The sequence below is a fragment of the Collinsella sp. wc0583 genome (assembly GCF_046116915.1).
In the GTDB taxonomy this organism is placed as follows: domain Bacteria; phylum Actinomycetota; class Coriobacteriia; order Coriobacteriales; family Coriobacteriaceae; genus Collinsella.
Map to the genome: position 1 here is coordinate 51,931 of NZ_JBJXBN010000006.1, position 26,326 is coordinate 78,256.

The window sequence follows — 26,326 nt, forward strand, 5'->3', positions numbered from 1 at the left end:
GAGTTGTGGTGAAATGCGGACTGTTTGGCGGCTTTTTTGGCCAAAACAGTCCGTATTCCACCGCAAGTTATCTGAGGATTAGAAGTTATAGGTGACCACTTGAGGTTCGGCGGGTTCGACGAAGATGGTTGGATTCGCCTGCTCCACGCGAACGAACTTGACGGTCACGGCCTCAAAGCCCGCCTTATGCAGAACATCAGCGTAGACGCGCGCCTGCAGGGCGTGCTTCTCCTGCAGCTGCTCCGGCGTCTCGTCCGGCGTGCCGCCCGTCTTGTAGTCGATGACCAGTGCGCGCGACGGATCGGCCGGGTCGGTGGCCAGTGCATCGATGGCGCCCTCGGCATATGCACCGTAGCGGGCAATGTCCTCGTCCTCGCAACCCAGCGAGAAGAACGGTACCTCGGCACGAACGCACGGCCAGGCAAGCAGCTCGGCACGGACCGCCGACTTGAGCCAGCGATTCAGGGCGGCATCGAAGCGCCCGCGCTGCTCCGGCGTCAGGCGCCACAGACGCGCCAGCGCATCGGCGCGCGCAGCGGGCAGCGCATCGGCACCCATCTCGATGAGCCACTGGCAGGCGGCGTGGAACGCCGAGCCCAGCGCCATAGGGTTGCCGGCGGGCTCAACGGCGGCCACGTCTGCATCCGTCATCTCGGAACCATCCGACTCCGCATCATCGCCGGACTCGTCCATGGGAACACGCGCCTCGGCGGCACGGTCTTCCGTCTCGGCATGGAGTGCCGCGGCGATTGATGAGTAGCTATACGAGTCACGCATCGGATACGGGCAGATGCCCATGCGCACGCCCACTGCCTGGGGATACACAAGCTCAAACGAATCGGGATCGGGGTCGGCGGGACCGGGCACAGTTGAGTGCGCAGCATTATCGGCGGCATCGGCATCGCCACGAACAAGCCTGCCCTCGACATCCAGCGAAGCGTTGGCCTCAAACGCCTGCTCGCCAAACGTAAAGTCCGCCAGCGAAATGAGCTCGTAGTCGCCCGGTTGGGAGTTGTCGAACACCAGGCGGTCGCTATCGAGCTGCGGCATGTCCAGACTGTCGGTCGGCAGGATGCGGCGCAGGACGTCGTAGGTCAGGTCCGTCTCGACATCGAAGGTCGGCGCCGTCACCTTGCCACGGCTCACGCCGGCGTCCATCGCCAAGATCACCAGCTCGCCCGCACGCGTCATGGCAACGTAGAGCAAGCGGGCCCGTTCCTCGAGCGAAAGCTGCAGGTCGTCGTTGCGCAGGCGGGCAAATGCCTCGGCGGGAGAGCCCGTCGCGCATACGTCCTCCATAAGCTCTGGCGGCAGCCACAGCGACGTGCCCTTGCCCTTAAACGCGTGTTCAAACTGCTTTTTGACGTCATCGCCCTTCACGAAGGTCCCGTCGGCAAGCTTAACGCCATCGAAGCGCGCCGGCAGCGCCACGACTTGCGCCCCACCGCCGACGCGACCCATCTGTGCCGCACCGGACGATTTGCGCACGCCAAAACACTCGGCAACCGCTACGACCGGATACTCCAGACCCTTGGACGCATGCACGGTCATGATGCGCACCGCGCCGTCGCCCTCCTCGTTGAGGGCGCCCGGGGCCTCCTTGCCCGCCAAGAAGCGGTCGAAGGCGAGCGCGATGGAGCGCGGAGAATTGCCGAGCTCGGCCTCTGCCTCGGTCACGGCGTCGAGCGCCTTGAGCACGTTGGCGGCAATGGCCTTCCCCTCGGGGCCGCGCTGCGCCAGACGCACGAACCAGCCGGAGGCATTGACCGCGTCGCGCGCGATGGCGGCGAACGAATCGCGTCCCACGCGACGAAGCGCGTAGCGCAGTACCTCGCGGGCACGCGTCACGAGCGGCAGGTTCTGCAAACCCGGCACATCGGAATCGCTCATGATGCCCACATCGATATTGCGGCGCGACGTCTCGCCCGTCCGCTCGTCGAGCTTGGTCGCCAGCGCCAGGAACTCCTGGACGCCGAGTGCAAACATCGGCGAGGCCAGCAACGGCATAAGACCTTGGGCCGTATCAGCCGGATTGGCGAGCGCGCAGACCAGGGCACGCACCGTCTGCACCTCGGCTGCCTGGGCAAAGACCGAGCCGCCCGCGATAACGCAGTCGAGTCCCTGGTCGCGGAAAGCCTGCGCGTAGACGTCGGCATTAGTCATACGGCCCAGCAACAACACCATGCTGCCCTGGGGCTGGCCCGCTTTAACGAGCGCTTGGAACCGCTCCGCAATCGCACGGGCTTTCGCCTGCGTTCGTTCCTGGGTGCTGCCGCCGGCAACGAGCAGCGCCTGGCGGCGCGAAGCCTTTGCCTTGAGCTTGTCCTCGCGATCGTCACTCGGCTCAAGATCCAAGAACCCCTGCATCAAACCACCGGTATCGCCGTCGAAGACGCGTGCTACGTAGCGCAGCACCTCGTCATGGCTGCGGAAGTTGCGCACGAGTTTAACGAGCTCGCCAGCAGGGGCGTCGGCCACGGCAGTCGCCTCGGGCGCAGCAGAGGAGCCCACCTTGCGCTCTTGGCGACGGAACACCTCGACCTCGGCGCCTCGGAAACGGTAGATCGACTGCTGTGCATCGCCCACGGTGCACAGCGCGCGCTCGCCCGCACCCGTCAGATAGCGAATCAGATCGACCTGCATCTGGTCGGTATCCTGGAACTCGTCGATCATGACCATCTTAAAGCGGCCCTCATAGGCAGCTCGAATAGCCGGGTAGTCGCGCAGCGCCTCGTATGCCATGCGCAACAGATCGTTATTGTCGAGCGCGGACTGGTCGGCCTTGAGCGCACGGTACTCCGCCTCCACAGCACGGGCAAGCCCCACCAGCGCATCGAGCGCCGGGCCGCCGCAGGCAAGCACGATATTGATAAACGCATCGGCTGCCTCGGCCTTGAGTAGCTCCACCTGCTCCTTAGGAAACGCCTTGCTCGCGCGTGGCATGCTGCACGACATCATGAGTCTCGCCGCATCCTCCATGGTTTTGCCGCTCGCCTCAAACGCGTCGATGGCGTCGAGTGCCGCCTGCGCTTTCTCGGTCGTGGCCTTGCTTGCGCCCAGCGCCGCACGATAGGCATCGGCAAGCGCCGAGGTGTCGGCCTGGCCGCGCGCCACGCACACATCGTCCATGCCGCCCGGCAGCTGGCTCGATAGCTCCAACAGGTCGCGCACCAGGCCTTTGATGGTGGTACCGGCGCCAAACGGCCCGCCCTCGCCCGCCATGGGATACCAAGCGTAGAGGGCCTTAAGCGAGGCGGCGAGCTCGGGCGCGGCATCGGGCACCGTCGCGCGCCCCAGCACATGCTCGACAGCCTGATCCATAAGCTCATCGGTATCGGTGAGCACCGTGAACTCAGGATCGATGCCCAGCTCCAGCGCATGCGCGCGCAGGATACGCGAGCACATGCCGTGAATAGTCGAGATCCAAGCGTCGTCGACGGTCAGGGCCTCCTCGTCCATACCCTCTTCGATAAGCGCACGGCGCACGCGGTCGCGAATCTCGGCCGCGGCGTCTTTGGTAAAGGTAATGGCGAGCACCTGGTCCAGATGCTCGACAAACGGACCGGATTCGGGCGAGAGCGCATAGACGATGCGGCGCGTGAGGGTAAAGGTCTTGCCCGAGCCGGCACCTGCCGAGACAAACAGCGGGCGGTCGAGCGTTTTGACGACTTGCAGCTGTTGCGGCATCAAGGTCGAAAGATCCATGGTCTACACGTCCCTCCTTACAAACGTTCCTTCGTGGTTATACAAGCAGCGCGCATGCGCGGCCTGAGCCGACGTCGGGTCGACAGCGGCGACGATGCCCGCCTCGAGCTCGCGCAGGCGCTCGGCAATGCCGGTCTCCACGCGGTCGAGCAGCGCATCGAAGTCCATGTTGCCGCCCTCGCCCGGAAAGCCCTTCTTAAGGCCCGGAATGCGGCCGTCGCCGCGCTCTTCCTCGAGCAACTCGGCACTTGCGGCACCACGCAGTGCGGGCTTGCCGCCCTTGGTCGAAAAATAGAGCGCCGCACGGGCATCTAGACCCAGCGCCCGGCGCATGGCCTGCGCGTAGATGAGTGTCTGGGTATGGGGCGGCAGCCAGCGCGGATCGTCGATGGGGGCCTCGCCCGACTCCTCGTCGCGCACCGTGGGGTCGGCGAGCTTAAACTCCTCGACACCCGAACGATGCTTGTAGTCAATCACCACAGCGCGGTTCTCGGCGTCCACATCCACGCGGTCGATGCGCCCGCCGAGCGGCCAGCCGGCATACTCGACCTGGAGCTCGTTGAACGCAAACTCCAGGTAGCGCGGCGCGAAGGGCGCGAGCGCCTCGGACTCGTAGGCGAGCACGCCCTCCAGTTGCGGCAAGATCTCGGCCACCTGGCGCTCCTCCACTGGAGAGAGCGGCACCAGCGGGCCCTCGGTACCGCGCTTGCCGGCGTGCTCGGCCAGGGTCTCGGCAAAGACCTCGTGCAGCAGCTCCTTCGCGCGCGGCAGATTCATGGGCGTCACGCGCTCCATGCCCTCCTGCGGAAGACGTGCATGCAAGTGCTCCAGCACGTCATGGACAAAGTTGCCCTTCTCCATGTTGCCAAAGCCCGCATCGATGGACTGAGGTTTGACGCGATACGAAACGAACCAGCACAGCGGGCAGGTGGAATAGGCCTCGATCTGCGAGGCGGACGTCAGGCGCGGCACGAGCGGCGCGTCCTCGCCCTCGCCATCGCGACGACGCAGGACCAAATACGGCACGGCCTCGGCACTCAGATGCTGAGGGGCTTCACAGGTCACGCGTTCGCGCTTGAGACCTTCGCCTGCCGCGGGATCGAAGTCCCTTACGATATCACCCTCACCCACGCACTTCGCCTTGTCGGCGTCAGCGGCCTTAGCGTTGTCAGCGGCCTTAGCGTCGTCAGCGGCCTTAGCGTTGTCAGCGGCCTCGGCATGCGCCCGCAACTCGGTCCACACGGCAGCCGGATAGCACTCGCGCGCCTGGCGATCGTGCGTCACGCGGGCAAGCGCAACCGAGCCACGTGACGCCTGCATCGCGTGGCCAAAGCGCGCGCGCAGCAAGGCCGCGGGCTCAAGCGTCACGCCCTCGCGACCAAGGCTCGCCGTCAGCGTGGCCAGCGGCCCCTCCTCGTGCGAGAGCGGATAGCTGTCCAGATCGACATCGGCAAACAGCACGGCATCGTAGCTGCCGGGGCGCAGAGCTGCCGCATCGGCAAGCGAAGCAAAACGAACCTGAGCACGTGGCGCACGGTCAACCTCGTGGGTCTCGTAATCGTAGGCGGTGCTACGCTTGTCCACCTTGGTGCGAATGCCATCGAGCACGGGTACGGTCGCGGCCTGCGACACGTCGAGCGCGCGGGCGCCATTCATAAGGATCTCGATGACGTGGCGCAGCAAGGCCACCTCCGCCTGGTGACGAGCCTGACCGTCAAGGCCTCCAAGGGCGCGATCGGGCAACGCCTCGGCAACGGCAAGCATGGCCTTGAGCGCCGTCACGGGCTTGTCACGCCACAGCGCTTGGAACACGTCCGAAACCACACACGGTACGTTCTTAAACCAGTTGTCGTCGCTCGCCGCCTTGCGCGCGCCCCTCACCTGGCCCTGAACGCTCTGCAGCAGGCTCTTAACGCTCGCGGTAGTCTTGCTACGCGAGAGACGCATATTCTTATCGAAGGTACGGGCACTGACGGCATCAGCGCCCGAAAGCGGGCTGTAGATCCAGTCGGTAAGCTCCGGCGCGGGCCACCACTCGGTCTTTGACGCCGCGCCCTCATCGGCGGCCTTCATGCGCTCGATCAGGCCGGCAAGCGCCGCAAACTGCCTGCCCGCAATGGATTGGGAAAACGCCGTGAATTCAGTTGTCTCGGCAGCGATATGACGAGCCGCCAGACGAGAGGCGAGCTCACCGAACAGCTGGGGTGCCCGGGCAGAAACGACGAGCACGCGCACGGGGTCGGTGGGCATTGCAGTAGCTTTATCGACCTTGGACTCCTTGTGCGCTTTCACCAACTTATCGATGGCGTCCGCATAGACATGAGCACGGGCATGGGGGCCGGCGACCTCAATAAAGGCAGGCTGAGCGGCGGTCCCGCAAGCGGCATCAGGCGCGACGGCGTCCTCCCCCAGCGGCGCGGCCTCAAACAGCACGCCGCGGGCATCAAATGCCGCGGCGAGCTCCTCGCGCATCGCCGCCTGCTCGCGGGCAAGCAGCACGACGACCTCTCCCCCATTGTTCGCCACGGCAGACAGCAGCTCGAGCAGGCCGTGCGTAAACGACGTGATACCGCGCACGCATACGGCGCGGGTGCACGCCGGCAGGTTATCGGCCAGGGCACCGGCCATAATGTCAGCCGCCTCGCAGGGCTCGACCATATCTCGACGGTCCAAACCGCCCGCATAGGCGCGCAAAAGCTCGAACACACGAGCCTCGGCATCGCTTTTTGGCTCAGGCTGGCAATTGTTGCCACGGCATCGCTCGGCCGTCGTCCCCGCCACACCCGGCAGCACGTCGCGGGCCATGCGCGCAAGCATGCGCACCGTGCCCTGGCTGCGCGAAAGCGGCTGCAAATCGGCATCGTCGAGACGCGTGACCATGTCCGAGAACAGCATCTGGCGCTGCAGATTGTCGACGAAACCGCGCCCGTCGCCCAAAAGCTCCCAAAGCGAGCGAAGCCACGATGTAGGCGTCTTGTAGTCGATACCCAGCGAAATCCCGGCTTCTGCCGCATCATGACGACACAGGTCGAGCTCGGCAAACGTTGGCGCCAGCAACACGGCACGCCCGTGGCGGGCAATAAGGTCGGCAAGCAGTGCCGACTCGGCATCGCTCAAATCCGTGCCGGCATTGGTGGTATAGATTCGAACAGGCATGGTCCTCCTCTCAAACTGTTCGCAATAATCAATGTATCCATCCTACCCGCCCAAACGGACAGATTTGCCCCACGCCAACAGATTTGATCCCTTGGGGACGGAGGAAAATGGATCATCGAGGGGGTCAGTCTAACCCGGTGATCCGTTTTCCTCCGTCCCCAGGGGATCAAAAAACCGCCCCCGGAGGGACGGTTCTGCACAATCCATTTTTGGCGTGGCCTACTCGCCATCCTCCAGCTTAATGAGGATCTTGCGGTAGCCACCGTACTCGCCGTTGAGCGCCTTGGATACACGGCTCACCGTGGTGGACGAAGCGCCGGTACGCGCCTGAACCTCGACATAGGGCTCGCCCTCGTCCAGGTAACGCGCGACCTGCAGACGCTGCGATAGATCGCAAATCTCACGCGGCGTGCAGATATCAGTCAAAAACGCTTGGATATCTTTCTCGTCGTCCAAAAGGCTAAATGCGTGGACCAGCTGCTTGACATCAGGCTTGTCAAACATGTTCTCGATATTCATCGATCACCGCCAAACCCGCCAAAAGGCATCGAAGTTGATACTGACATCGGGCATCGTTCACCCGTAATATGCAATAGGGCAACGCCTGTGGCTTTTGCCCGTAGCAGTTTAGCACACCACCAAACTAAAGCGACAAGACTCTCTGCCAGCGGCACGTTTTTTAGGACGAACGCCGTTTTGAAACCGACTGCGCACGCAAGCTCCACGAATATCTGGAACAATGGGTGCCCAAACAAGGCCGTGTCCGTGCATCTATCCGAGTTGCAAAGGTGTGTGCCCCTCACGCCCCTCACCACGCCATGCGCAAGAAAGGATTCCCACCATGCGCTTTTTGCTCAACTGGCTTTTGACCTCAATCGCCATCGCGATCGCAACGTTTCTCGTCCCCGGCATTCAGCCCTTCGGCATGGCCGACGCCTGGGTCTGCTTTGCCTTCGTGGGACTGTTCCTCAACATCGTCGATTCGCTCGTCAAGCCGTTCCTGACGGTCATCTCGCTGCCGCTCACTATTATCACACTTGGTATTTTTCAGCTCGTAGTCAACAGCTTTATGCTCGAGCTGGCCAGCTACCTGTCGGTCAATCTGCTGGGCGCGGGTATCTCCATTGCCGGCTTTGGATCGGCCTTTATGGGCAGCATCCTGGTATCCATCATGCGCAGCATTCTCGACAGCATCGCCAGGAACTAAAGCGACCGGATACGGACCGCCACAACACGCCAAAAGAAGGCCGTCCATCGCAACGATGGGCGGCCTTGTTATTTGTCAAGCCTCAGAGGGCAAGAAAATCTACCATTTCTGCCCCGTCCCCCAATAGCAGGTGGGGCTAGATGACGTAGTCGTAGCCCTCGTTGGGGGCGACGAGTGCATCGAGCGTCACGCCGTCGAGGTAGTCGTTGATGAGCTTGTCCAGGTTCTTCCACACGTCGAGTGTGGGACACTCATCCGAACGTGAACAGCCCTTGCAGTCGCCGTCCAGGCATGCGACCGGCGCCAGGCTGCCCTCGGTCAGGCGCAAGATCTCGCCCACCGTGTACTGCTCGGGCGGGCGCGTGAGCACGTAGCCGCCGCCCTTGCCTCGCATGCCCGAGAGCATATTGGCGCGCACGAGTGTGGCCAAAATGTTCTCCAGATATTTCTCAGAAATCCCCTGACGCGCGGCGATCTCTTTGAGGGGAATGCGGCCTGCCGCCTGATGCTCGGCCAGGTCAACCATAACGCGCAGGGCGTACCTGCCCTTAGTAGAAACCAACATATATAGTGCTGCCTTTCGGTCTTTTAGTCCGTTGAAATTCTAGCCGAAAAATTGGCTTTGAAAATACCTATTCCCGTCAAGCTGGTTAATCGCCTCGTAATAATCTTCTATTTCCTATTGCGTTACTAGGCTTTACTGTCTACTATGCTTGCCAACAGCAAAAAGAACAACCCATAAGGTTTATGGGTTTCGCTGCTACACACACCGTAAAACCACACGGTATCCAGTCATTTGAACACTTTGGAGGTTCACCATGAGCAATGTTTATACGTCCATCGATCAGCTTATCGGCCACACCCCGCTTCTGGAGCTCACTCACTTTGAGGCCGATGAGGACCTCAAGGCCCGCGTACTCGTCAAGCTGGAATACTTCAACCCCGCCGGGTCCGTTAAAGACCGCGTCGCCAAGAACATGATTGACGAGGCCGAGAAGGCCGGCAAGCTCGTGCGCGGCGGCGACTACACCATCATCGAGCCCACGAGCGGCAACACCGGCGTCGGCATCGCCTCGGTGGCGGCGGCTCGCGGCTACAAGGTGATCATCACCATGCCCGAGACTATGTCCGTCGAGCGTCGCAAGCTTATGCAGGCATATGGCGCACAACTCGTGCTCACCGACGGTTCCAAGGGCATGAAGGGCGCCATCGCCAAGGCCGAAGAACTGCAGAAGGAGACCCCCAACAGCATTATCGCCGGCCAGTTTGTAAACCCCGCCAACCCCGCCATCCACAAGGCCACGACCGGCCCCGAGATCTGGGATGACACCGACGGCAAGGTCGACATCTTCGTCGCCGGCGTTGGCACCGGCGGCACCGTGACCGGCGTGGGCGAGTTCCTCAAGGAGCAGAACCCCGAGATTAAGGTCGTCGCCGTTGAGCCCGCCACCTCCCCGGTGCTCTCTAAGGGCCAGGCCGGCCCGCACAAGATCCAGGGCATCGGCGCCGGCTTTGTGCCCGACGTCCTCGACACCCAGATCTATGACGAAATCATCCCCGTCGAGAACGACGACGCCTTTGCGACCGGCCGCGCCGTGGGCCACAAGGAGGGCGTGCTCGTGGGCATTTCGTCCGGCGCCGCCGTGTGGGCCGCGCTACAGCTGGCCAAGCGCCCCGAGAACGAAGGCAAGACCATCGTGGCGCTGCTCGCCGATACCGGTGAGCGCTACCTGTCCACGGCACTCTTCCAGGACTAGGGCCTGTCGCCCATAGGTTGAGCCCAGGGACGAGCCGGTCTCCTCTCTCCCGGCAGTCTGAGCCCATCCCATCAGGGTGTCCCACGAGACGTCCGAACTTGCTACAATGTCTGCGGCGCGGAACCAGCCTCCCGCGCCGCTTTTCTTTTTTGGCCACATGCCACCAAGGAGAACCTCCCCATGCACAACAAGCGCGTGCTCGTCGCCATGAGCGGCGGCGTCGATTCCAGCGTGACCGCCTATCTGCTCAAGCGCCAGGGCTACGAATGCGTTGGTGCCACCATGCGCCTCACCTGCCCCGCGCCCGATCCCGTCACGGGCATGAGCAAGGTCGACCGCGACATCGCCGATGCAAAGGCCGTCGCCGAGCGCCTGGGGATACCCCACCATGTGCCCGACCTACAGCAGACCTTCGACCGCAACGTTATCGAGCGTTTTGTGAACGCCTACCAGGAGGGGCTGACACCCAATCCGTGCATTATCTGCAACCGCCACATTAAGTTTGGCGCGCTGCTCGATGCGGCGCTGGATATGGGCTGCGACTGCATCGCCACGGGCCACTATGCAAAGACAAGCCAGGCGCCCGACGGCACCTGGCAGCTGCACCGCGGCGAGGACCCCAAGAAGGACCAGAGCTACTTTTTGTATTCGCTCACGCAAGAACGTCTGGCACACACGATCTTTCCGCTGGCTGGGCTGGACAAAGAGCGCGACGTGCGCCGCATTGCCGCCGAGCAGGGCTTCATCAACGCCAAGAAGGCCGAGAGCGAGGATATCTGCTTTATCGCGGACGGCGACTACGCGGGCTATATCGAGCGCCGCTGCGGACATGCCGCTGCACCGGGCGATATTGTGTGGCGCGACGGCAGCGTGGTCGGGCGCCACAATGGCGCGCTGCGCTATACCATCGGCCAGCGCAAGGGCCTGGGCGTCGCGATGGCGCATCCCGTGTACGTAACGGGCGTCGATGCCGCCAACAACATTGTGCATCTGGGCGAGGCCGAGGACCTGACGGCCACAGCGCTCACAGCCGACGACTGGATCTGGAGTGCCCCTGCCGACCGCATGGAGGCAGAGCTCACGTCCGGCGGCATTCGCGTGGGCGCCAAGTACCGCTACCGTCAAAAGGACCAGGCAGCAACCCTTACACGTGGCGCCGACGGGCAAATGCTGCTGACTTTTGACGAACCGCAGCGAGCCATCGCCCCCGGCCAGGCAGTCGTTATCTACCGCGGCGACGTCGTCTTGGGCGGCGGCACCGTGACCGGCGCCATCAAATAACAGCACTCCTCGATAAGTTGCGGTGAAATAGGGACTGTTTAAGCGTTTCAAGCCGCTAAACAGTCCCTATTTCACCGCAACTTTGTTAAGTATTATGATGTTTGTGCTTGCTATATTTAACGATTAGAATACTTAACGAGGTGATGCAGCAGATGAGTACTTCCAACTATATAACCATGGGTGACGCCGCGCGCCTGCTGGGCGTTACGAAGGCCCGTATATCGCAACTGGCTGCATCGGGAACGCTCGCGTTCGATATCGTCGGTGGGCGGAAAATGGTTCAGTACGATTCCGCGATTGGTTATCAAAAGGTCCGTAAGCGTGGGCGCCGTCCCGCAGCTGACGTAGGGCGCAAGTTCACGTTGATGTCAGCCGACCACGAGGTCGCGCATGTCTCGTTTGATCCAACGCGCGAGTTTTCCTTTGAAATTGCCGAAATACTCGATGCACGAAGGATGCCGTTTGGCACGTGCTCGAGTTCTTCTCCAACGGTGAATAAACGAGCGCTCAACACGTGGTGGAGCCACCGGTCGGTGCCCGACGTCCGCCCCGGACTCATCTCGCGCTATCGCGAGCTGGGAATTGACAGCGGAATTGAAGTGCCCGTTCGTTGCCTGGGTTTTTCGCTTTCGGATTGCTATTGGCTAAGACCGGTCGACTGCGATGGACTCGATTGGCAGCACCTCAATTACTTCGAAAACGATTTTGAACGGTCGGCACCCGAGCATCGTTCAGGCTGGCTTGAGGGCATCGGACTCAAAAATCCTGACAATACGTCCGAGGGTGAGCTCCCCAAATCTTGGATGATCCGCAATGGTGTTCGCATCCTGGTCAAAGGATGCGGAATGGACGATCAGCGACCGTTTAACGAGGCGGTTGCAACAGCTCTACATCGGCGTCTGCTATCCAAAGGTGAGTTTGTTCCCTATACGGTCGAGCGCATGTTCGACGGGCCCGTATGCCTATGCGATGACTTTCTTAATGGCCGTGAGGAATACGTGCCGGCCGCTTATATCAGGGACGCACTCGGTGGCCAGCGAGGAAACTCAACGTACGATCGATACTGTCGCTATCTTGGCAGACACGGGGCTGACGAAGCCGCGGTAAGAAAATCCATGTCGCAGATGATTGTCTGCGATGCCCTCCTGGCCAACAGCGACCGCCACTGGCGAAACTTCGGCATCATCCGCAATGTCGACACGCTGGAAATGCGGCCTGCACCGCTGTTCGATAGTGGCAATTGCCTGTGGTACAACGTGCCAACCGCCGTGCTCGTTGCCGGGGAGTTTGGATTTGCCGCCAAACCGTTTGGTCCAGATCCTTCCGCTCAGCTAGCATTTGCTGACTCGCTCGATTGGTTCGATGCGTCGCATCTCGATGGGTTCGTCGACGAGGCAGTCGAAATCCTCTCACAAAGCGCATGGGCAACAGCAGGCAATCGCCTCAAGGCCATCCGCCGCGGTCTCGAGCGCCGCATGATAGAGGTAAGCGCCGCCGTTGAGGTACTACGTCACGTGCAGAGATAACAGCACTGCCCCCTAAGTTGCGGTGAAATAGGGACTGTTTGGCGGTTTTAAACGCTTAAACAGTCCCTATTTCACCGCAACTTACAGAGGGCGGCCTCGGTCGGTACTGCGCTGCCAGCCGAGGCCGCTGCCCCCCTAGCGCTGCACGTAGGCGCGGACGAGCTCGTAGGTGTTGCGCACGCCGTCCATGTGGCTGCGCTCGTAGTTGTGGCTCGCGTACACGCCGGGGCCGATCAGGCCGTGACGGATGTCGTAGCCGGCAGAGAGCGTGGCCTCGACGTCCGAGCCGTAATGCGGGTACACGTCGATGGCGTAATCGAGCTCAAGCTCGCGCGCGATATTGGACAGCGTGGTCACCAGGTCGTAGTTGTAGGGGCCGCCCGAATCCTTGGCACAAATCGAAACCATGCGCTCGGTGCAGCCCAGATCATCGCCCACGCAGCCCATGTCAACACTGATCATCTCGCGCGTGTCGACCGGCACGAAGGCGCCGCCGTGGCCGACCTCCTCGTACACGGTAAAGAGCAGCGACACCTTGCGCGAAAGCGACACCTCGCCGTCAGCAACGGCGCGGGCCAGACCCAGCAGAATCGACGCCGACAGCTTGTCATCCAGGAAGCGACTCTTAATGTAGCCGCTCTCCGTCACCGTGGTACGCGGATCCATAGCGATGATGTCGCCGGTCTGAATGCCCAGCTCAAGCACGTCATCCTTACTGTCGACATTCTCATCGAGCAGGATTTCCATGTTCTTCTCGATGGTCTTGACCGGCTCGTCGGCCACGTGCGCCGAAGGCTCGGTGTTGAGAACCACACCCGTGTACACATTGCCGTCACGCGTGTAGACGGTGCAGTTCTCGCCATCGGCCGTAGACCACTGATGTCCACCAAGCGTCGTGGGACGCAAACGGCCATTGTCCTTAATGGAGCGCACCATGGCGCCCAGGGTATCGACATGGCTCGCCAACACCAGCGGTTCACCCTCGCCGCCAAGCTCAACCAGCACGTTGCCCTTATTGGAACGCTCAGGGCCAAAGCCCATATCGCGCAACGTTTCCATTAGATAATCAGTCGCCGCACGGGTATAGCCCGTAGGCGAGGCGATAGAAGTCAGCGTCTTAAGCTGGTCAGTAATAAAACCAAGCGTAGAATCCATTTGGGACACCATCCACAACTCCAAAGTCAACATCCCGTAATCAGTAAAAGCCCCAACAACGATACCATCACGCACAAATATTTACCCAGCGAGATGACCCATCGACCTCTTCCGAACAGCGCCCGCCACGACAACGAGCCGGCGGGCCCCGCCCGTTAGCCCCAGAATCTTTCCGCAGGACAGAAGGAGGCCCCGCCGCACGTAGTGCGCAGCGGGGCCTCCGACATGTCCGAGGACGATTCTGGGGCTAACGGGCGGGGCCCGCCGAACCAGGTTAAGCAGCCGGGCAGATCTTCTTGAAGAGCTCGATGACGTCGTCGAGCGTCGCCTCGCGCGGGTTACCCGGGAAGCAGGCGTCGGCCATGGCGTCCTTGGCCAGGATCTCGATCTCGTCAGCCTTCATGGCCTCGCAGACGTGCGGGATGTTCACGTCGGCGGAAAGCTGCTTGACGGCGGCGATAGCAGCGTCGGCAGCCTCGTCGGTGCTCATGCCCGTGGTGTCAACGCCCATGGCGACGGCGACCTTGGCCAGACGCTCGGCGCAAACCGGCTTGTTGAACTCCATGGCGATCGGCAGCAGCATGGCGCAAGCGACGCCGTGCGGGGTGTCGTAGTGAGCGGACAGGGTGTGAGCCATGGCGTGATCGATGCCCAGGCCGACGTTGGAGAAGCCCATGCCGGCGACATACTGGCCAAGAGCCATGCCCTCACGGCCGGAGCCGGGCTGGCCGGACTTGGCCTCGGCGACGGAGTCGCGCAGGTTCTCGCTAATCAGCTTAATAGCCTCAAAGTGGAACATGTCGGAGAGCTCCCAAGCGCCCTTGGTGGTGTAGCCCTCGATGGCATGGGTCAGAGCGTCCATGCCAGTGGAAGCGGTCAGGCCGGCGGGCATGGAAGCCATCATGTCGGGGTCGACGACGGCGACCTCGGGGGCGTCGTTGGTGTCGACGCACACGAACTTGCGGACCTTCTCGGGGTCGGTGATGACGTAGTTGATGGTCACCTCGGCAGCAGTACCGGCGGTCGTCGGTACGGCGATGGTGAACACGGCATGGTTCTTAGTGGGAGCAACGCCCTCGAGGCTGCGGACATCGGCGAACTCGGGGTTGTTGATGATGATGCCGATAGCCTTGGCGGTGTCCATGGAGGAGCCGCCACCGATGGTCACGATAGCGTCAGCCTCGGCGGCCTTGAAGGCCTCGACGCCGTCCTTGACGTTCTGGATGGTGGGGTTGGGCTTGATCTCGGAGTAGAGGCTCCAAGCGATGCCGGCAGCGTCGAGCTCGTCGGTCACCTTAGCGGTAACGCCAAACTTGACCAGATCGGGGTCGGAGCAGACGAAGATCTTCTTGTAGCCGCGACGCTGGAGCTCGCCGGGGATCTCCTTGATAGCGCCAGAACCATGATAAGAAATGGTGTTGAGAACGAAACGATTAGCCATTGATAGCCTCCCATCGTGTGCGGGGCACCCATTACGCCCCGCGCTATTAGTTCCATCCTAACGCTTTTGAAACAAAAAACGCGCGAGAACGTCAAAGGTGTTAAAGCGTTTCAACAACTGGTATCGTCACCACCTGACCGCTAAACAAAAAAGGGGCGGCCAAGATGGCCGTCCCCTCCCCATTATCGATCTATCTGACAAGGGAACTGCCCCTGTCATATCCTGCCGTTATTTTTGGCAGGCGTCTTTCCAATTTTCGCAGGCGCGTTTCCAGCGAAAGCGCAAATCGCGCTCGCGGTCGATAAACATAATGCCAAACGCGACAAACAGCAGCACGCTCGCCACCGCAATGGCGTGCAGGCCCATGCGCTCAATGCACCAATTGCCCAGCACGGCGCCAAACACAAAGGTGAAGATCACGCCAAAGTACAGCAGGCCGTTTTCCAAAAAGCCGCGCTTATGGGTGATGATGTAGTCGTCCACGTTTTGCAAGGCATTACGGAGGTTGCCAATGCACATAGTCGTGGCGATGCCGTGACCGTGGATCTTGCGGAAGCTCTCGACCTGCATACCGCAGGCAAATGAGGTGAGGCAGTTGGCGAGCAGGTTGAAATCGCCACCCGGGATAAAGCTCACGCCCAGCAAGATAACGGCTTCAAAAAACACCGTCACCTGGCGCCAATGAATCACACTACCAAACCGCTCGTGTACCAGGTCGGCAAGCATAATGCCCACGGCAAACGACACCACGGGGAAGAAATAGCGTCCCGCCAGCGCCCAGTTGCCCTCCGAGATGCTCACGCCCACGAGCAGGATGTTGCCCGTCTGCGCGTTGGCGAAAACATGATCGCGCCCAATGTACGAATACACATCCATAAAGCCACCGGCGAGCGCCAAGATGATGCCCAGCTCAATAGACTCCGATATCTGTTTGGCACGCTGCATCGTCGTGTATCCTCCTTGTTGACGACTCTCTCGTGCGTTGGCGGAGACATAGCCGCCGTTCATACTGTAACCCATTGACAACATGGCATGCGCGCGAGACGGCCCCTTCGGCACGGGGATACACAGTCTGGAAACAAACAACACACGCATCGACGCGCCGATCCGCCAGCCCATGTACTCCACCAGTCTTTTTAGCGCCGTCCCAAAAAGACTGGTTACAATTACGTGCAGCATACTAACAACGGGAGGAATCGTGGCAAAAAAGCCCCAGGACGCTCAGCACAACCAGCACGGCAAGCATGCCCAGCGCGGCCAGCAGCAAAAGCGCAGCGGTAAGGCGCAGGCCACGGTCGCCCGCACCAAGCATTCCCAAGCGACGCCCACCCGTCCCTGGCGCCCGGGCCGCGATAAGTTCCTCCCCGTCAGTCGTGCCGACATGGATGCGCGCGGTTGGGACCAGTGCGACTTTGTCTACATCTGCGGCGACGCCTACGTGGACCACCCTAGCTTTGGTATGGCCATCGTCAGCCGCGTGCTCGACGCGCACGGCTACAAAGTGGGCATTATCTGCCAACCCGACTGGACTGACCCCGCCAGCATCACGGTGCTCGGCGAGCCGCGTCTGGGCTTTCTCGTCAGTGCCGGCAACATGGACTCCATGGTCAACCACTATTCGGTGACCAAGCACCGCCGCCACACCGACGCCTATACCCCCGGTGGCGAGGAGGGGCACCGTCCCAACCGAGCCGTCACGGTCTACGGTAACCTCATCCGCCAGACGTTCAAGGACGCTCCCATCATCATCGGCGGCATCGAGGCGAGCCTGCGCCGTCTGGCCCACTACGATTACTGGCAGGACAAGCTCAAGCGCTCGGTACTGCTCGACTCGGGCGCCGACATCCTCATCTACGGCATGGGCGAGCACGCGATCGTCGAGATCGCCGACGCGCTCGACGCGGGGCTGCCCATCGATCAGATCACCTATATCAACGGCACCGTCTACCGCACGAGTTCGCTCGATGAGGTCTACGACTACGACCTGCTGCCCAGTTGGGACGACCTTACCGCCGACAAGCTCAACTACGCGCGCAGCTTTAACGTGCAGCAGCAGAATATGGACCCCATCACCGGGCATCGCCTGGTAGAGCCCTACCCCAACAGCGTCTATGTGGTGCAAAACCCGCCGTCGGCGACACTCACCACCGACGAGATGGACGAGGTGGCCGAACTCCCCTACGCACGCGATTGGCATCCCGACTACGACGCAGCGGGCGGCGTGCCGGCCTTTGCCGAGATCAAGTTTTCCATTAGCTCCAACCGCGGATGCTTTGGTGAGTGCTCGTTTTGCGCCCTCACCTTCCACCAGGGCCGCGTGCTGCAGATGCGCAGCCACGACTCGATCATGCGCGAGGCCGAGCTGCTCACGCGAGATCCCGAGTTTAAGGGCTACATCAACGACGTAGGAGGGCCGACGGCCAACTTTAGTCGTCCTGCCTGCGACAAGCAGCTCAAGCACGGCGTGTGCAAAAACAAGCGTTGCCTGTGGCCGAGCGTGTGCAAGAACATGGTGGTCGACGAGAGCGGCTACACGCAGTTGCTGCGCGACCTGCGCCAGCTGCCGGGCGTCAAGAAGGTCTTCGTGCGCAGCGGCATCCGTTTTGACTACACCATGGCCGACGCCTCGGACGAATTTTTGCGCGAGCTGCTGGAGCACCATGTCTCGGGCCAGCTGCGCGTAGCGCCCGAGCACGTGAGCGACGCGGTGTTGTCCGTGATGGGCAAGCCAAGCCGCGCCGTCTACGACGCGTTCTGCCGTAAATTTGAACGCCTGAACCGCGAATACGGACTCAAGCAGTATGTGGTGCCATACCTGATCTCGAGCCACCCCGGTTCAACCATGAAGGAAGCCGTGGACCTTGCCGAGGCCGTGCGCGACATGGGCTACATGCCCGAGCAGGTGCAGGACTTCTACCCCACACCGTCCACCATGTCGACGTGCATGTACTACACCGGCGTGGACCCGCGCACCATGGAGCCGATCTATGTGGCGCGCGACCCGCACGAGAAGGCCATGCAACGCGCGCTCATCCAGTATCGCAAGCCCGAGAACTACAAGCTGGTACGCGAGGCGCTGGAAAAGGCCGGGCGCCGCGACCTGATCGGCTACACCAAGCATTGCCTGATCCGTCCCGTGCCGCCGCGCCCGGGCGAGGCATCGGCCAGCGGCGGACACGGCACTGGCAAGAAGGGCGGCAAGGCCCACGGTGGCGCCGCCGGCAAGGGGCCCAAGGGCAGCAAGGGCCACGGCGGCATGTCGCGTGCGCAGAACACCGCCGGTCGCAATCGCGCGGCCCAGGGACGGCAGGGCGCCAACGGCGGCGGACGCCGCAACTAGCGTGGCGAGGGCCGGCCGGCATCTCTTGGCCAGCCGGTGCCCCTTCATCAGCCCAGGCGTGTTTTCCTAGGGAGAACACACTTAGGCTGTCTCTAGTCGTGATTTCCCTAGGGAGAACACGTTCAGACGCACCTAGCCGTGTTTTCCTTAGGGGAATCACATTTACTGACGGGAGCGAGCCAGCTGGCACGCCTGCCTGAGCGACCGCATCGCCTCTACCAGTACGAAACCGGCAATGGCAACCGTGACCACCACGTCGAGCGGCGTGTTCACAAACCACAGCAGGCCCATGAGGTACGACCCGGCATTAAAGGCAAAGTGCAGCAGGATCGTGTAGCGGAGCTTTCCGGTCGTCACGAGCACCCAGCCAAAAATGAGGCCGGCAGCGCCCGCATAGCAGCCCTGCACCCAGTTCATGTGCATAAAGCCGAAGATTGCCGCCTGCAGTACGATTGCCGCGGCGACGCCCCAGGTACTCGGAGCCGCCCAGGGCACTATGGCGCCGTCCTGCGCGTTCACACGGCGCCGGCGCTTCCAGAGCGGACGGCACTGTGAATTAAACGCTCTGAGCGAAAACTCAAAAATGATACCGCGCACCAGCAGTTCCTCGCAAAACGGAGCCCCGAGCACCGTGGTCAGGACGGCCAGATAGCTCGTGTCGCCCATGCCTGTTTCCTCGACAAGCTCGCTGTAGTCAGCCGCCGCCTCGGGCAACAGCGACAGCACGGCGTCGGTCACGTAGCCAACGACCACCTGCAAGGCCAGGCCAATCACGATAACGCAGGCGATGCGTTTCCACGCCCCACGCGCTCCCCCGCCAAGCGGATGTTCGCTTTGCCGGCGTGCCATAAACGAACGCGGCCACAGATAACGCCACCACAGCAGTGCCATCAAAAACGATGCCGTCTGCGCGACGGCCTGGAACCATTGGATATCGAGATTGTCGATCGGATAGCCCGTCAGCACCGATACGGCATCGAGAACCGAAAACAGAACCACGCTCAGGGCTATATCGGCAGCGACAACGCCAAAACAGGCAAGCGCCCACGCTATCGCATTGAGCATGCCAACCTCCTCAAAACCATTCCCTAGTTCTACCACAACTCGGCAGAGAGCTGATCCCATGGGGACGGAGGAAAACGGATCACTTATTGATGAGAATCGGGCGCAGCGCCAAAGGCCCCGCTGGGCGAAATGTCGAACGGAAAGGTGCCGCAGCGATTGAACGCAGCGATGAACATGCGGATGGCGTTGGACGGCGTGGTGCCCACGAGCTGGGTTGCTGCCGCGAAGGCTGCCTTCTCCTCGGGCAAGACCTTCGCGACAACCGGGGTCATGTGTTCTGCCATGGCGCTTCCTTTTTGAAACGACGGTGGTGCGGATAGATGCGGGCCACGCGGCTGGGCGACGGGCTGTGAAGGCAACCCGATTGGCCCGCATCTGGAGTTTGTTTCTACGGCGTTGGTATTACTTGGTATTCCTAAGTATTACCCCGCAGATAGAATACCATACCAGATCCCATGGAGACGGAAGAAAATGAATCATTTTATTGTTGAGTTAGCGCCTGAAATGGCTTTTAGAGCGTGATGATATCCGAGATATTGAGGGCCCGAGCGTCGACGGCATCGTGCGTGGCAAGCAACAGCATGCGGCCGTCGAGCAAGTCGAGCACGACCTCGGCGCATGCGTCGCGCGCAGCGGTATCTAGACCGGTAAAGGGCTCGTCCAGAATCACCGCGTCGCCCGGACACAGCAGGGCTCGGGCGATCTCGACGCGACGGCGCTGCCCGCCCGAGAGCTCGGCCACACGAGCATGTACATCGACCCCCGGCACCAGCAGGCGCAGCAGGGCAGCGGCACTCGAGGCGTCCACGCGCGCGTCGGCGCACACCAGCACGTTATCCAAAGCCGAGGCGCCCTCTACCAGGCGCACATCCTGAAACACCATGGAGCACGGCACGCACTCCCCCGCCGCCAGCGCAAGCAACGTCGACTTGCCCAAGCCCGAAGCGCCCATCACACAGATACGCCCACCCGCGGGCACGTTAAGCTCCAGACCGTCGAGCGCCGGCGCCCAGGGCGCTCGATCGCCCACGGCGAGTGCAAGCTCCGCCGCAACCCCGCCGCCAGCAGGGCCGCCCGCACGCCAGCGATTACCATGCCCATGCGCCCGCACGGCAACACGCCATGCCGCGGGCCCCGAAGCCCGCAGCAACCACACCAGCACACGCTCGCACGCCCACGATGCCGCCACGACCAACACGGTCCACGTCAGCAGGTCAGCCGTCTCGATGAGCAGCTTCGCCTGATAGATGCGCTCGCCCACGGTACCAGCCGCCATGCCAATCAACTCCGCTGCCACGCCGGCCTTCCAGCTCATGCCGATCACGGCACGCGCACACGAAAGCGCAAACGGCAGGACCTCGCGCCAGGTATGGGCGCAAAACAGTCGCCAGCCCCGCACGCCATGCAGGCGGAACATCTGCTCCAGCGGCTGATCAACCTGAGCCAGCCCCTCGGCCAGCGAAAAATACACGCCCGGCAGCGCCATCAAAAAGACAGCGGCGATGCTCACGCGCGCCGATCCCAGCCAGATAAGCAACAGGACCACCACGCAGGCAACCGGCGTCGCCTTAACAAACGAAAGTGCCGGCGCCACCAGGCGGGCAAACGTCCGCGACCGTGATGAAATCCCGGCAAGTACGCCACCAAACACCGCGGCAAACGCCAGCCCGCCCAGTATCCGTGCGCCTGAGCCCACCAGAATCGCCCACGTGGTGGCATCGCACACCAGCCGCAGCAACGCCACCACAACAGCGCCCGGCCCCGGCAAAATCAGCGGCTGTGCCACCAGCGCCGCCGCGAAAGCCCACACGGCAAGCCAAAAGGCGGCAACGGCACCTGCTGCCGCCACCGCCTTCATACGCTTTGTCATTTGTCGAGCAAACGCACGCACGGGCTACTCCATGTAGTAGAAATCATCGGCCGGGAGCTTGCCGCCCACGGCGCTCGCGTCCGCATCGGCCAGCACCTGCAGGTACCCACCGAGTGCCGCCTTCATATCCTTCCCCGTCTGGCACACGAGCATGCACCCGGGAATCGCCTTTTCGGCAATCGCGGCGTTATCCACGATACCCGCATCGACCACGGACTGAGCCCAGTCCGCCGGCGCCGCGTTCACGGCCTTCACGCTCGCCGCATGGCAGCTCAGGAATTCCGCCACGGCCTTGGGATGTTCCTCGGCAAACGCGCGGCGCACCACGGTCACACCCGTCAGCAGGCGCGAGCCCGTGTCTCCTGCCAGCTCATCCCACACATCGGTCAGACTTACCGGTGCCGACAGCTTGCCCTCGCTCTTGGCGATGGCAGCGGTCTTGAACGGCTCCGGCAGCACGCCCACGGCGGACGGGTCGGCAAGCAGGGCCGACAGCACCTCGGTGGGCTCGCTCTTAAACTCGAGCGTCACCTGGCCGGTCAGGCCCGCGCGCTCCAGCAGGTAGTTCATGACGTACTCCGGCGTGGTGCCCTTGCCCGTCATATAGACGGTATGGCCCGCCAAATCGCCAAACGAGGCCACACTCGCGTCGCCCGTCACCACGTTCAGCACGCCCAGCGTGTTGATGTCGATGACCTGCACCGCACCCTCGGTCTTGTTGTAAAGCACGCTCGCCACGTTGGCGGGCACCAGGGCAATGTCGACATCGCCCTGAATCACCTTGGGCACGATCTCGTCGGCGGCAGTGTTGATCGCAAAGTCGAACTCGTTGTCCGTGGCACCGTCGGCAGCCTGGTCCATAAACTGCACCAGGCCAATCGAGGTCGGACCCTTGAGCGACGCGACGTGCACCTCAACCGGCTCGACAGCAGAACCGCCCGCAGCAGACCCGGCAGCCGAACCCGCGGCGGACCCGGCACCGGTAGCTCCGCCACCACAGCCCGCGAGCGCAAGCGACAGGGCGCCCGCGGCGAGCACCGAGGCAAACCCCCGGCGCGACATCTCAACATCAAAAGCGCGCATCGCTAGCACGCCCCCTCGTTGGGCATCGACCAGGCGTGATGGTCGGTATGCAGCAGGTCCTCGGCCAGCGGCGAGAGCGGCGCGCCCAAAAACTCGCTGTAGCACGCCTGGACATCGGGATTCTCGTGCGAGAAGCGAATGTCCGCCTTCGCATCGAGGCCCCAGAGCACCTGGCCACGCTCGGCTGCCAGCTCACAGCCGTCGTGGATGGGCTGGCCGCCGCCACCGACGCAGCCGCCCGGGCACGCCATGACCTCAACGAAGTCATAGCTCACGCGGCCGTCGCGAATCGCGTCGAGCAGACGGGCGGCGTTGCCCAGCCCGTGCGCCACGGCGACGCGCACCTTGGTACCATCGATATCGGCGACGGCTTCCTTCCAGCCGTCCAGGCCGCGCACATCGGTAAAGAAGTCGGCGTCGGGGTTCTTGCCCGTCACCAGGTAATAGGCCGAGCGCACGGCGGCCTCCATCACGCCGCCCGTGGCGCCAAAGATCACACCCGCGCCCGTGCCAAAGCCCAGCGGCGTATCGAGCGGCTCCTCAACCAGCGTATCCACGCTCACGTGGCTCGCGCGGATCATGCGCACCATCTCGCGCACCGTCAGCGCAACGTCCACATCGGGCGTGCCGTCCTCGCCCACCATGCTCGGCAGCGCGCACTCGGCCTTCTTGGCCGTGCACGGCATCACGGACACCACAAACAGACGCTCGGGCTCCACGCCCAGCACTTTGGCATAGTAGGTCTTGGCGATGGCGCCGAACATCTGCTGCGGCGACTTGGACGTAGACAGGCTGTCGACAAACTCCGGATAGCGGGCCTTCACAAAGCGTACCCAGCCCGGGCAGCAGCTCGTAAACATGGGCAAGCCGCGGCTGTCACCCTCGCCCTTGGCGGCGGCGCCCAGGCGCTCGAGCAGCTCGGAGCCCTCCTCCATAATGGTGAGGTCGGCCGAGAAATCGGTATCGAACACGTACTCAAAGCCCACGCGACGCAGCGCACACGCCAGGCGCTCGACGGTGGCCGCCTCGCGCGGAATGCCGAGCTCCTCGCCCCAAGCGCTGCGCACGGCCGGCGCAATCTGCACCAGCACGATCTTGTCGGGATCGGCGAGAGCATCGAACACGGTCTCGGTATCGTCGCGCTCGCGCAGTGCGCCCGTCGGACAATGCGTAATGCACTGGCCGCACGCGACGCAATCGGTCTTGCCGATTGGCACGCGCCCGCGGGTACCCACGGCGGTATGCGTGGCGCGGTTGGTCAGGTCCCAGATCCCTAGGCCCTGTACGCTCTCGCACACCTTAATGCAGCGCATGCATTTAATGCACTTGTCGTTTTCGCGGATGATGGGAAAATCGAAATCCCAGCCCTCGCCCGTCAAATGCCTTTGATACGGCAGATAGAAAATGCCCAGGTCATTGGCGATGGTCTGCAGGTTGCAGTTGCCGCTGCGCACGCAGCTCGTGCACTGCGAATCGTGCTGGGACAGCAGCAGCTGCACGTTGGTGCGACGGGCTTCGCGCGCCTTGGGGCTGTTGGTGTGGACCACCATGCCGTCGAGCACGTAGTTGTTGCAGGCGGCAACCAGCTGGTCGCAGCCCTCAACCTCGACCACGCACACGCGGCAACCGCCGATCTCGTTTAGATCGCGCAGGTAGCACAGGGTAGGAATCTGAATGCCGACGGACTTGGCTGCGTCCAGGATCGTGGTGTGCTCGGGAACCACGACCTCGCAATTATCGATAGTGAGCTTGACCATATTGTGCGCTCCGTTTTCGGTGTTGTCGCTGACGGTGGTTTTGTTGGGCTCTACCATTCCAGGTTCCTCCCTCCGCGGAACGCGCCAAAGCCAAAGTGGTCGCAGCGCAGGCAGCGGCTCGCCTCCTGGCGCGCCTCCTGCTCGGTGAGACCCTGCTCGACCAGATTCCAATCGTGAATGCGCTCGCCGGCCTCGCGCTCGCCCAGCTCGCAGCGGCCGCACTCGTGCTTGCCCTTAAACTGGACGGTCGGCAGCTCCACGTCGAGCTTGATCTTGTGGTCGAAGCCCAGATAGCGGTCGATGTTTGCCGAAGCCACGCGGCCGGCATTGATGGCGCGGATGACGGTAGCGGGGCCGGTCTGGCAGTCGCCGCCGCTAAAGAGGCCATCGAAGTTGGGCACGGCGCCATCCGAATCGGTGACGACGCAGCCCCACTTGCAGGCAATGCCCATCTCCTCAAACGGCTTGGAATCGATGTCCTGGCCAATGGCGACGAACACGCGCTCGCAGGGGATGACGTGCTCGGGCGTGGCGGCGGCACGCGGAGCCGGACGACCGCGGCGGGGCTCGCCGATAATCTGCGGCTGCACGCGCAGGCCGTTCACGCGACCGTCCTCGCCCGTCTCGATGGCGAGCGGGGCCGTCAACTCCAGCACCTCGCAGCCCTCGGCCTGGGCACCGGCGATCTCGGCGTCCTGGGCCGTCATATCGCAGATGCGACGGCGGTAGACGATGCTTACCTTTTCGGCACCGCAGCGCACGGCAGAGCGAGCCACGTCCATGGCAACGTTGCCGCCGCCGATGACGCACACGCGCTGGCCGCTTAGGTCGGGCAGCTCGTCATCGCCGATGGCGCGCAGCATCTTGACGGCCGACTCAACGCCGGGCGCCTCTTCGCCCGGAAGGCCGAGCTTCTTATCGCTGTGGGCACCGATGGCCAAGTAGACGGCATCGAACTCGTCGCGCAGACGGGCGAGCTCCTCACCGCTCACGGAGTGATCGAGCTCCACGTCGATGCCGGCGCTCAAGATCCAGTCGACCTCGGCCTGCAGGCGCTCGCGCGGCAGACGATAGCTGGGGATGCCGTAGCGCAGCATGCCGCCCAGGTGGTGGCGCTGCTCAAAAATGGTCACCTTGTGGCCCATCACGGCCAGGTAGTAGGCGCATGAAAGGCCGGCTGGGCCGCCACCGATCACGGCGATGCGCTTGCCGGTGTTGTCGGCCACGCTGGGCTTGTAATCGTTGAGGTCGCTGTGCTCAACGGCAAAACGCTTGAGGGCGAGGATGTTCATAGGATCGTCGACCATGCCGCGACGGCAGTGCATCTCGCAGGGATGCTCGCACACCAGGCCGCAAACGAGCGGCAGCGGATTGTTCTTGCGGATGACCTTGACGGCATCGGCATAGCGACCGGCCTCGACGAGCGAAATGTACCCGGGAATGTCGACGTGCGCCGGGCAGCCTGAGACGCACGGAACGCGGGCATCGCGGTCAAAGCCGCAGGAGTGCTCACGGATGTGGTGCTCAAAGTCGTCGCGAAAACCGCGGATAGCCGTGAGCGCCATGGCGCCGGCCTCGTAACCGATGGCGCAGTCGCTCGAAAGATAGATGGTGCGGGCGGTGCGCTCGATCAGATTGAGCGTGGACTCATCGGCGCGGCCTTCGAGCACATCGGCGAGCAGGTCGCTCAGCGCGCTCAGGCCCACACGGCAGGGCGTGCACTTGCCGCAGCTCTGGGTGGAGCACAGGTTGACGAGTGCTGCCGTAAACTCAACGGGACACGGGGCGAGCGAACTCACCGCCAGACGACGTCCGAGCGCATCGTGCAGGTCGTCCATGACGGCCTGAGCGTGGCTGCGTTCCATTACATGCAGTCGAGCCATAAGATCCCCCCTCACATGGCAGCCCGGAGGCGAGGCCGGGCGAAATTGCTACACGCAACACACTGACCTATAAAGTTGTTTGGCAGCAACACGGTTCGGC

18 protein-coding genes are annotated in these 26,326 nt (G+C 62.6%); 5 read left to right on the forward strand and 13 right to left on the reverse strand.

Features of this window, described 5'->3' with window-relative positions; all coding sequences use genetic code 11:
- Positions 1–78 precede the first annotated feature (78 nt).
- The 3 genes from ACKUUJ_RS06460 to ACKUUJ_RS06470 all read right to left on the reverse strand — a co-directional run bounded on the left by ACKUUJ_RS06460 (position 79) and on the right by ACKUUJ_RS06470 (position 7,380).
- A complete protein-coding gene (locus ACKUUJ_RS06460) occupies positions 79–3,705 on the reverse strand; it encodes a UvrD-helicase domain-containing protein (RefSeq protein WP_409065061.1) in 3,627 nt (1,208 codons plus the stop codon).
- 3 nt (positions 3,706–3,708) lie between these two features.
- A complete protein-coding gene (locus ACKUUJ_RS06465) occupies positions 3,709–6,861 on the reverse strand; it encodes a PD-(D/E)XK nuclease family protein (RefSeq protein WP_409065062.1) in 3,153 nt (1,050 codons plus the stop codon).
- Between the two features lie 219 nt (positions 6,862–7,080).
- Entirely contained in the window at positions 7,081–7,380 is a 300-nt protein-coding gene (locus tag ACKUUJ_RS06470) for a YerC/YecD family TrpR-related protein (RefSeq protein ID WP_022094855.1), read from the reverse strand.
- 322 nt (positions 7,381–7,702) lie between these two features.
- Between ACKUUJ_RS06470 and ACKUUJ_RS06475 the strand changes: the two genes are divergently transcribed.
- Positions 7,703–8,068: a phage holin family protein gene (locus ACKUUJ_RS06475; protein ID WP_118256363.1), complete on the forward strand. Its 366-nt coding sequence runs from the start codon at positions 7,703–7,705 to the stop codon at positions 8,066–8,068.
- A gap of 136 nt (positions 8,069–8,204) precedes the next feature.
- Here the strand turns inward: ACKUUJ_RS06475 and ACKUUJ_RS06480 are convergent, their stop codons facing one another.
- Positions 8,205–8,633, reverse strand: coding sequence for an Rrf2 family transcriptional regulator (locus ACKUUJ_RS06480; protein WP_055250949.1), 429 nt, complete (start codon positions 8,631–8,633; stop codon positions 8,205–8,207).
- A 253-nt stretch (positions 8,634–8,886) separates the two neighbouring features.
- On the opposite strand from ACKUUJ_RS06480, the gene cysK reads away from it, so the two are divergent.
- The 3 genes from cysK (at position 8,887) to ACKUUJ_RS06495 (ending at position 12,632) form a co-directional block, all read left to right on the forward strand.
- Positions 8,887–9,825 (forward strand): cysteine synthase A, encoded by a 939-nt coding sequence (gene cysK, locus ACKUUJ_RS06485; protein ID WP_409065063.1) that lies wholly within the window; start codon positions 8,887–8,889, stop codon positions 9,823–9,825.
- A gap of 57 nt (positions 9,826–9,882) precedes the next feature.
- Positions 9,883–11,106: a tRNA 2-thiouridine(34) synthase MnmA gene (gene mnmA / locus ACKUUJ_RS06490; protein WP_409065137.1), complete on the forward strand. Its 1,224-nt coding sequence runs from the start codon at positions 9,883–9,885 to the stop codon at positions 11,104–11,106.
- Positions 11,107–11,258: 152 nt separating this feature from the next.
- A complete protein-coding gene (locus tag ACKUUJ_RS06495; RefSeq protein ID WP_409065064.1) occupies positions 11,259–12,632 on the forward strand; it encodes a hypothetical protein in 1,374 nt (457 codons plus the stop codon).
- 135 nt (positions 12,633–12,767) lie between these two features.
- Here the strand turns inward: ACKUUJ_RS06495 and ACKUUJ_RS06500 are convergent, their stop codons facing one another.
- The 3 genes from ACKUUJ_RS06500 to ACKUUJ_RS06510 all read right to left on the reverse strand — a co-directional run bounded on the left by ACKUUJ_RS06500 (position 12,768) and on the right by ACKUUJ_RS06510 (position 16,173).
- Complete coding sequence (locus tag ACKUUJ_RS06500) at positions 12,768–13,787, reverse strand: M42 family metallopeptidase (protein WP_409065065.1); 1,020 nt, start codon at positions 13,785–13,787, stop codon at positions 12,768–12,770.
- Between the two features lie 274 nt (positions 13,788–14,061).
- The gene (gene fucO, locus ACKUUJ_RS06505) at positions 14,062–15,228 is read right to left on the reverse strand and encodes a lactaldehyde reductase (RefSeq protein WP_409065066.1); all 1,167 of its coding nucleotides are present in this window, start codon (positions 15,226–15,228) and stop codon (positions 14,062–14,064) included.
- 228 nt (positions 15,229–15,456) lie between these two features.
- Positions 15,457–16,173 carry a YoaK family protein gene (locus ACKUUJ_RS06510; protein WP_409065067.1) on the reverse strand — a complete coding sequence of 239 codons (717 nt, stop codon included), beginning with the start codon at positions 16,171–16,173 and terminating at the stop codon, positions 15,457–15,459.
- Positions 16,174–16,426: 253 nt separating this feature from the next.
- On the opposite strand from ACKUUJ_RS06510, the gene ACKUUJ_RS06515 reads away from it, so the two are divergent.
- Positions 16,427–18,568, forward strand: a complete 2,142-nt coding sequence (locus ACKUUJ_RS06515) for a YgiQ family radical SAM protein (RefSeq protein ID WP_409065068.1) — start codon at positions 16,427–16,429, stop codon at positions 18,566–18,568.
- Between the two features lie 162 nt (positions 18,569–18,730).
- On the opposite strand, the gene ACKUUJ_RS06520 is transcribed toward ACKUUJ_RS06515, so the two are convergent.
- From ACKUUJ_RS06520 to ACKUUJ_RS06545, 6 genes are all read right to left on the reverse strand, one after another.
- Entirely contained in the window at positions 18,731–19,633 is a 903-nt protein-coding gene (locus ACKUUJ_RS06520) for a lysostaphin resistance A-like protein (protein WP_409065069.1), read from the reverse strand.
- A gap of 83 nt (positions 19,634–19,716) precedes the next feature.
- Entirely contained in the window at positions 19,717–19,917 is a 201-nt protein-coding gene (locus tag ACKUUJ_RS06525) for a type II toxin-antitoxin system RelB/DinJ family antitoxin (RefSeq protein ID WP_196025235.1), read from the reverse strand.
- 227 nt (positions 19,918–20,144) lie between these two features.
- Positions 20,145–21,524 carry an ATP-binding cassette domain-containing protein gene (locus ACKUUJ_RS06530; protein WP_409065070.1) on the reverse strand — a complete coding sequence of 460 codons (1,380 nt, stop codon included), beginning with the start codon at positions 21,522–21,524 and terminating at the stop codon, positions 20,145–20,147.
- A gap of 3 nt (positions 21,525–21,527) precedes the next feature.
- Complete coding sequence (locus ACKUUJ_RS06535; RefSeq protein WP_409065071.1) at positions 21,528–22,586, reverse strand: ABC transporter substrate-binding protein; 1,059 nt, start codon at positions 22,584–22,586, stop codon at positions 21,528–21,530.
- A 2-nt stretch (positions 22,587–22,588) separates the two neighbouring features.
- Positions 22,589–24,343, reverse strand: a complete 1,755-nt coding sequence (locus tag ACKUUJ_RS06540) for a [FeFe] hydrogenase, group A (RefSeq protein ID WP_409065138.1) — start codon at positions 24,341–24,343, stop codon at positions 22,589–22,591.
- A gap of 50 nt (positions 24,344–24,393) precedes the next feature.
- The gene (locus ACKUUJ_RS06545; protein WP_409065072.1) at positions 24,394–26,226 is read right to left on the reverse strand and encodes an NAD(P)-binding protein; all 1,833 of its coding nucleotides are present in this window, start codon (positions 26,224–26,226) and stop codon (positions 24,394–24,396) included.
- Positions 26,227–26,326 lie beyond the last annotated feature (100 nt).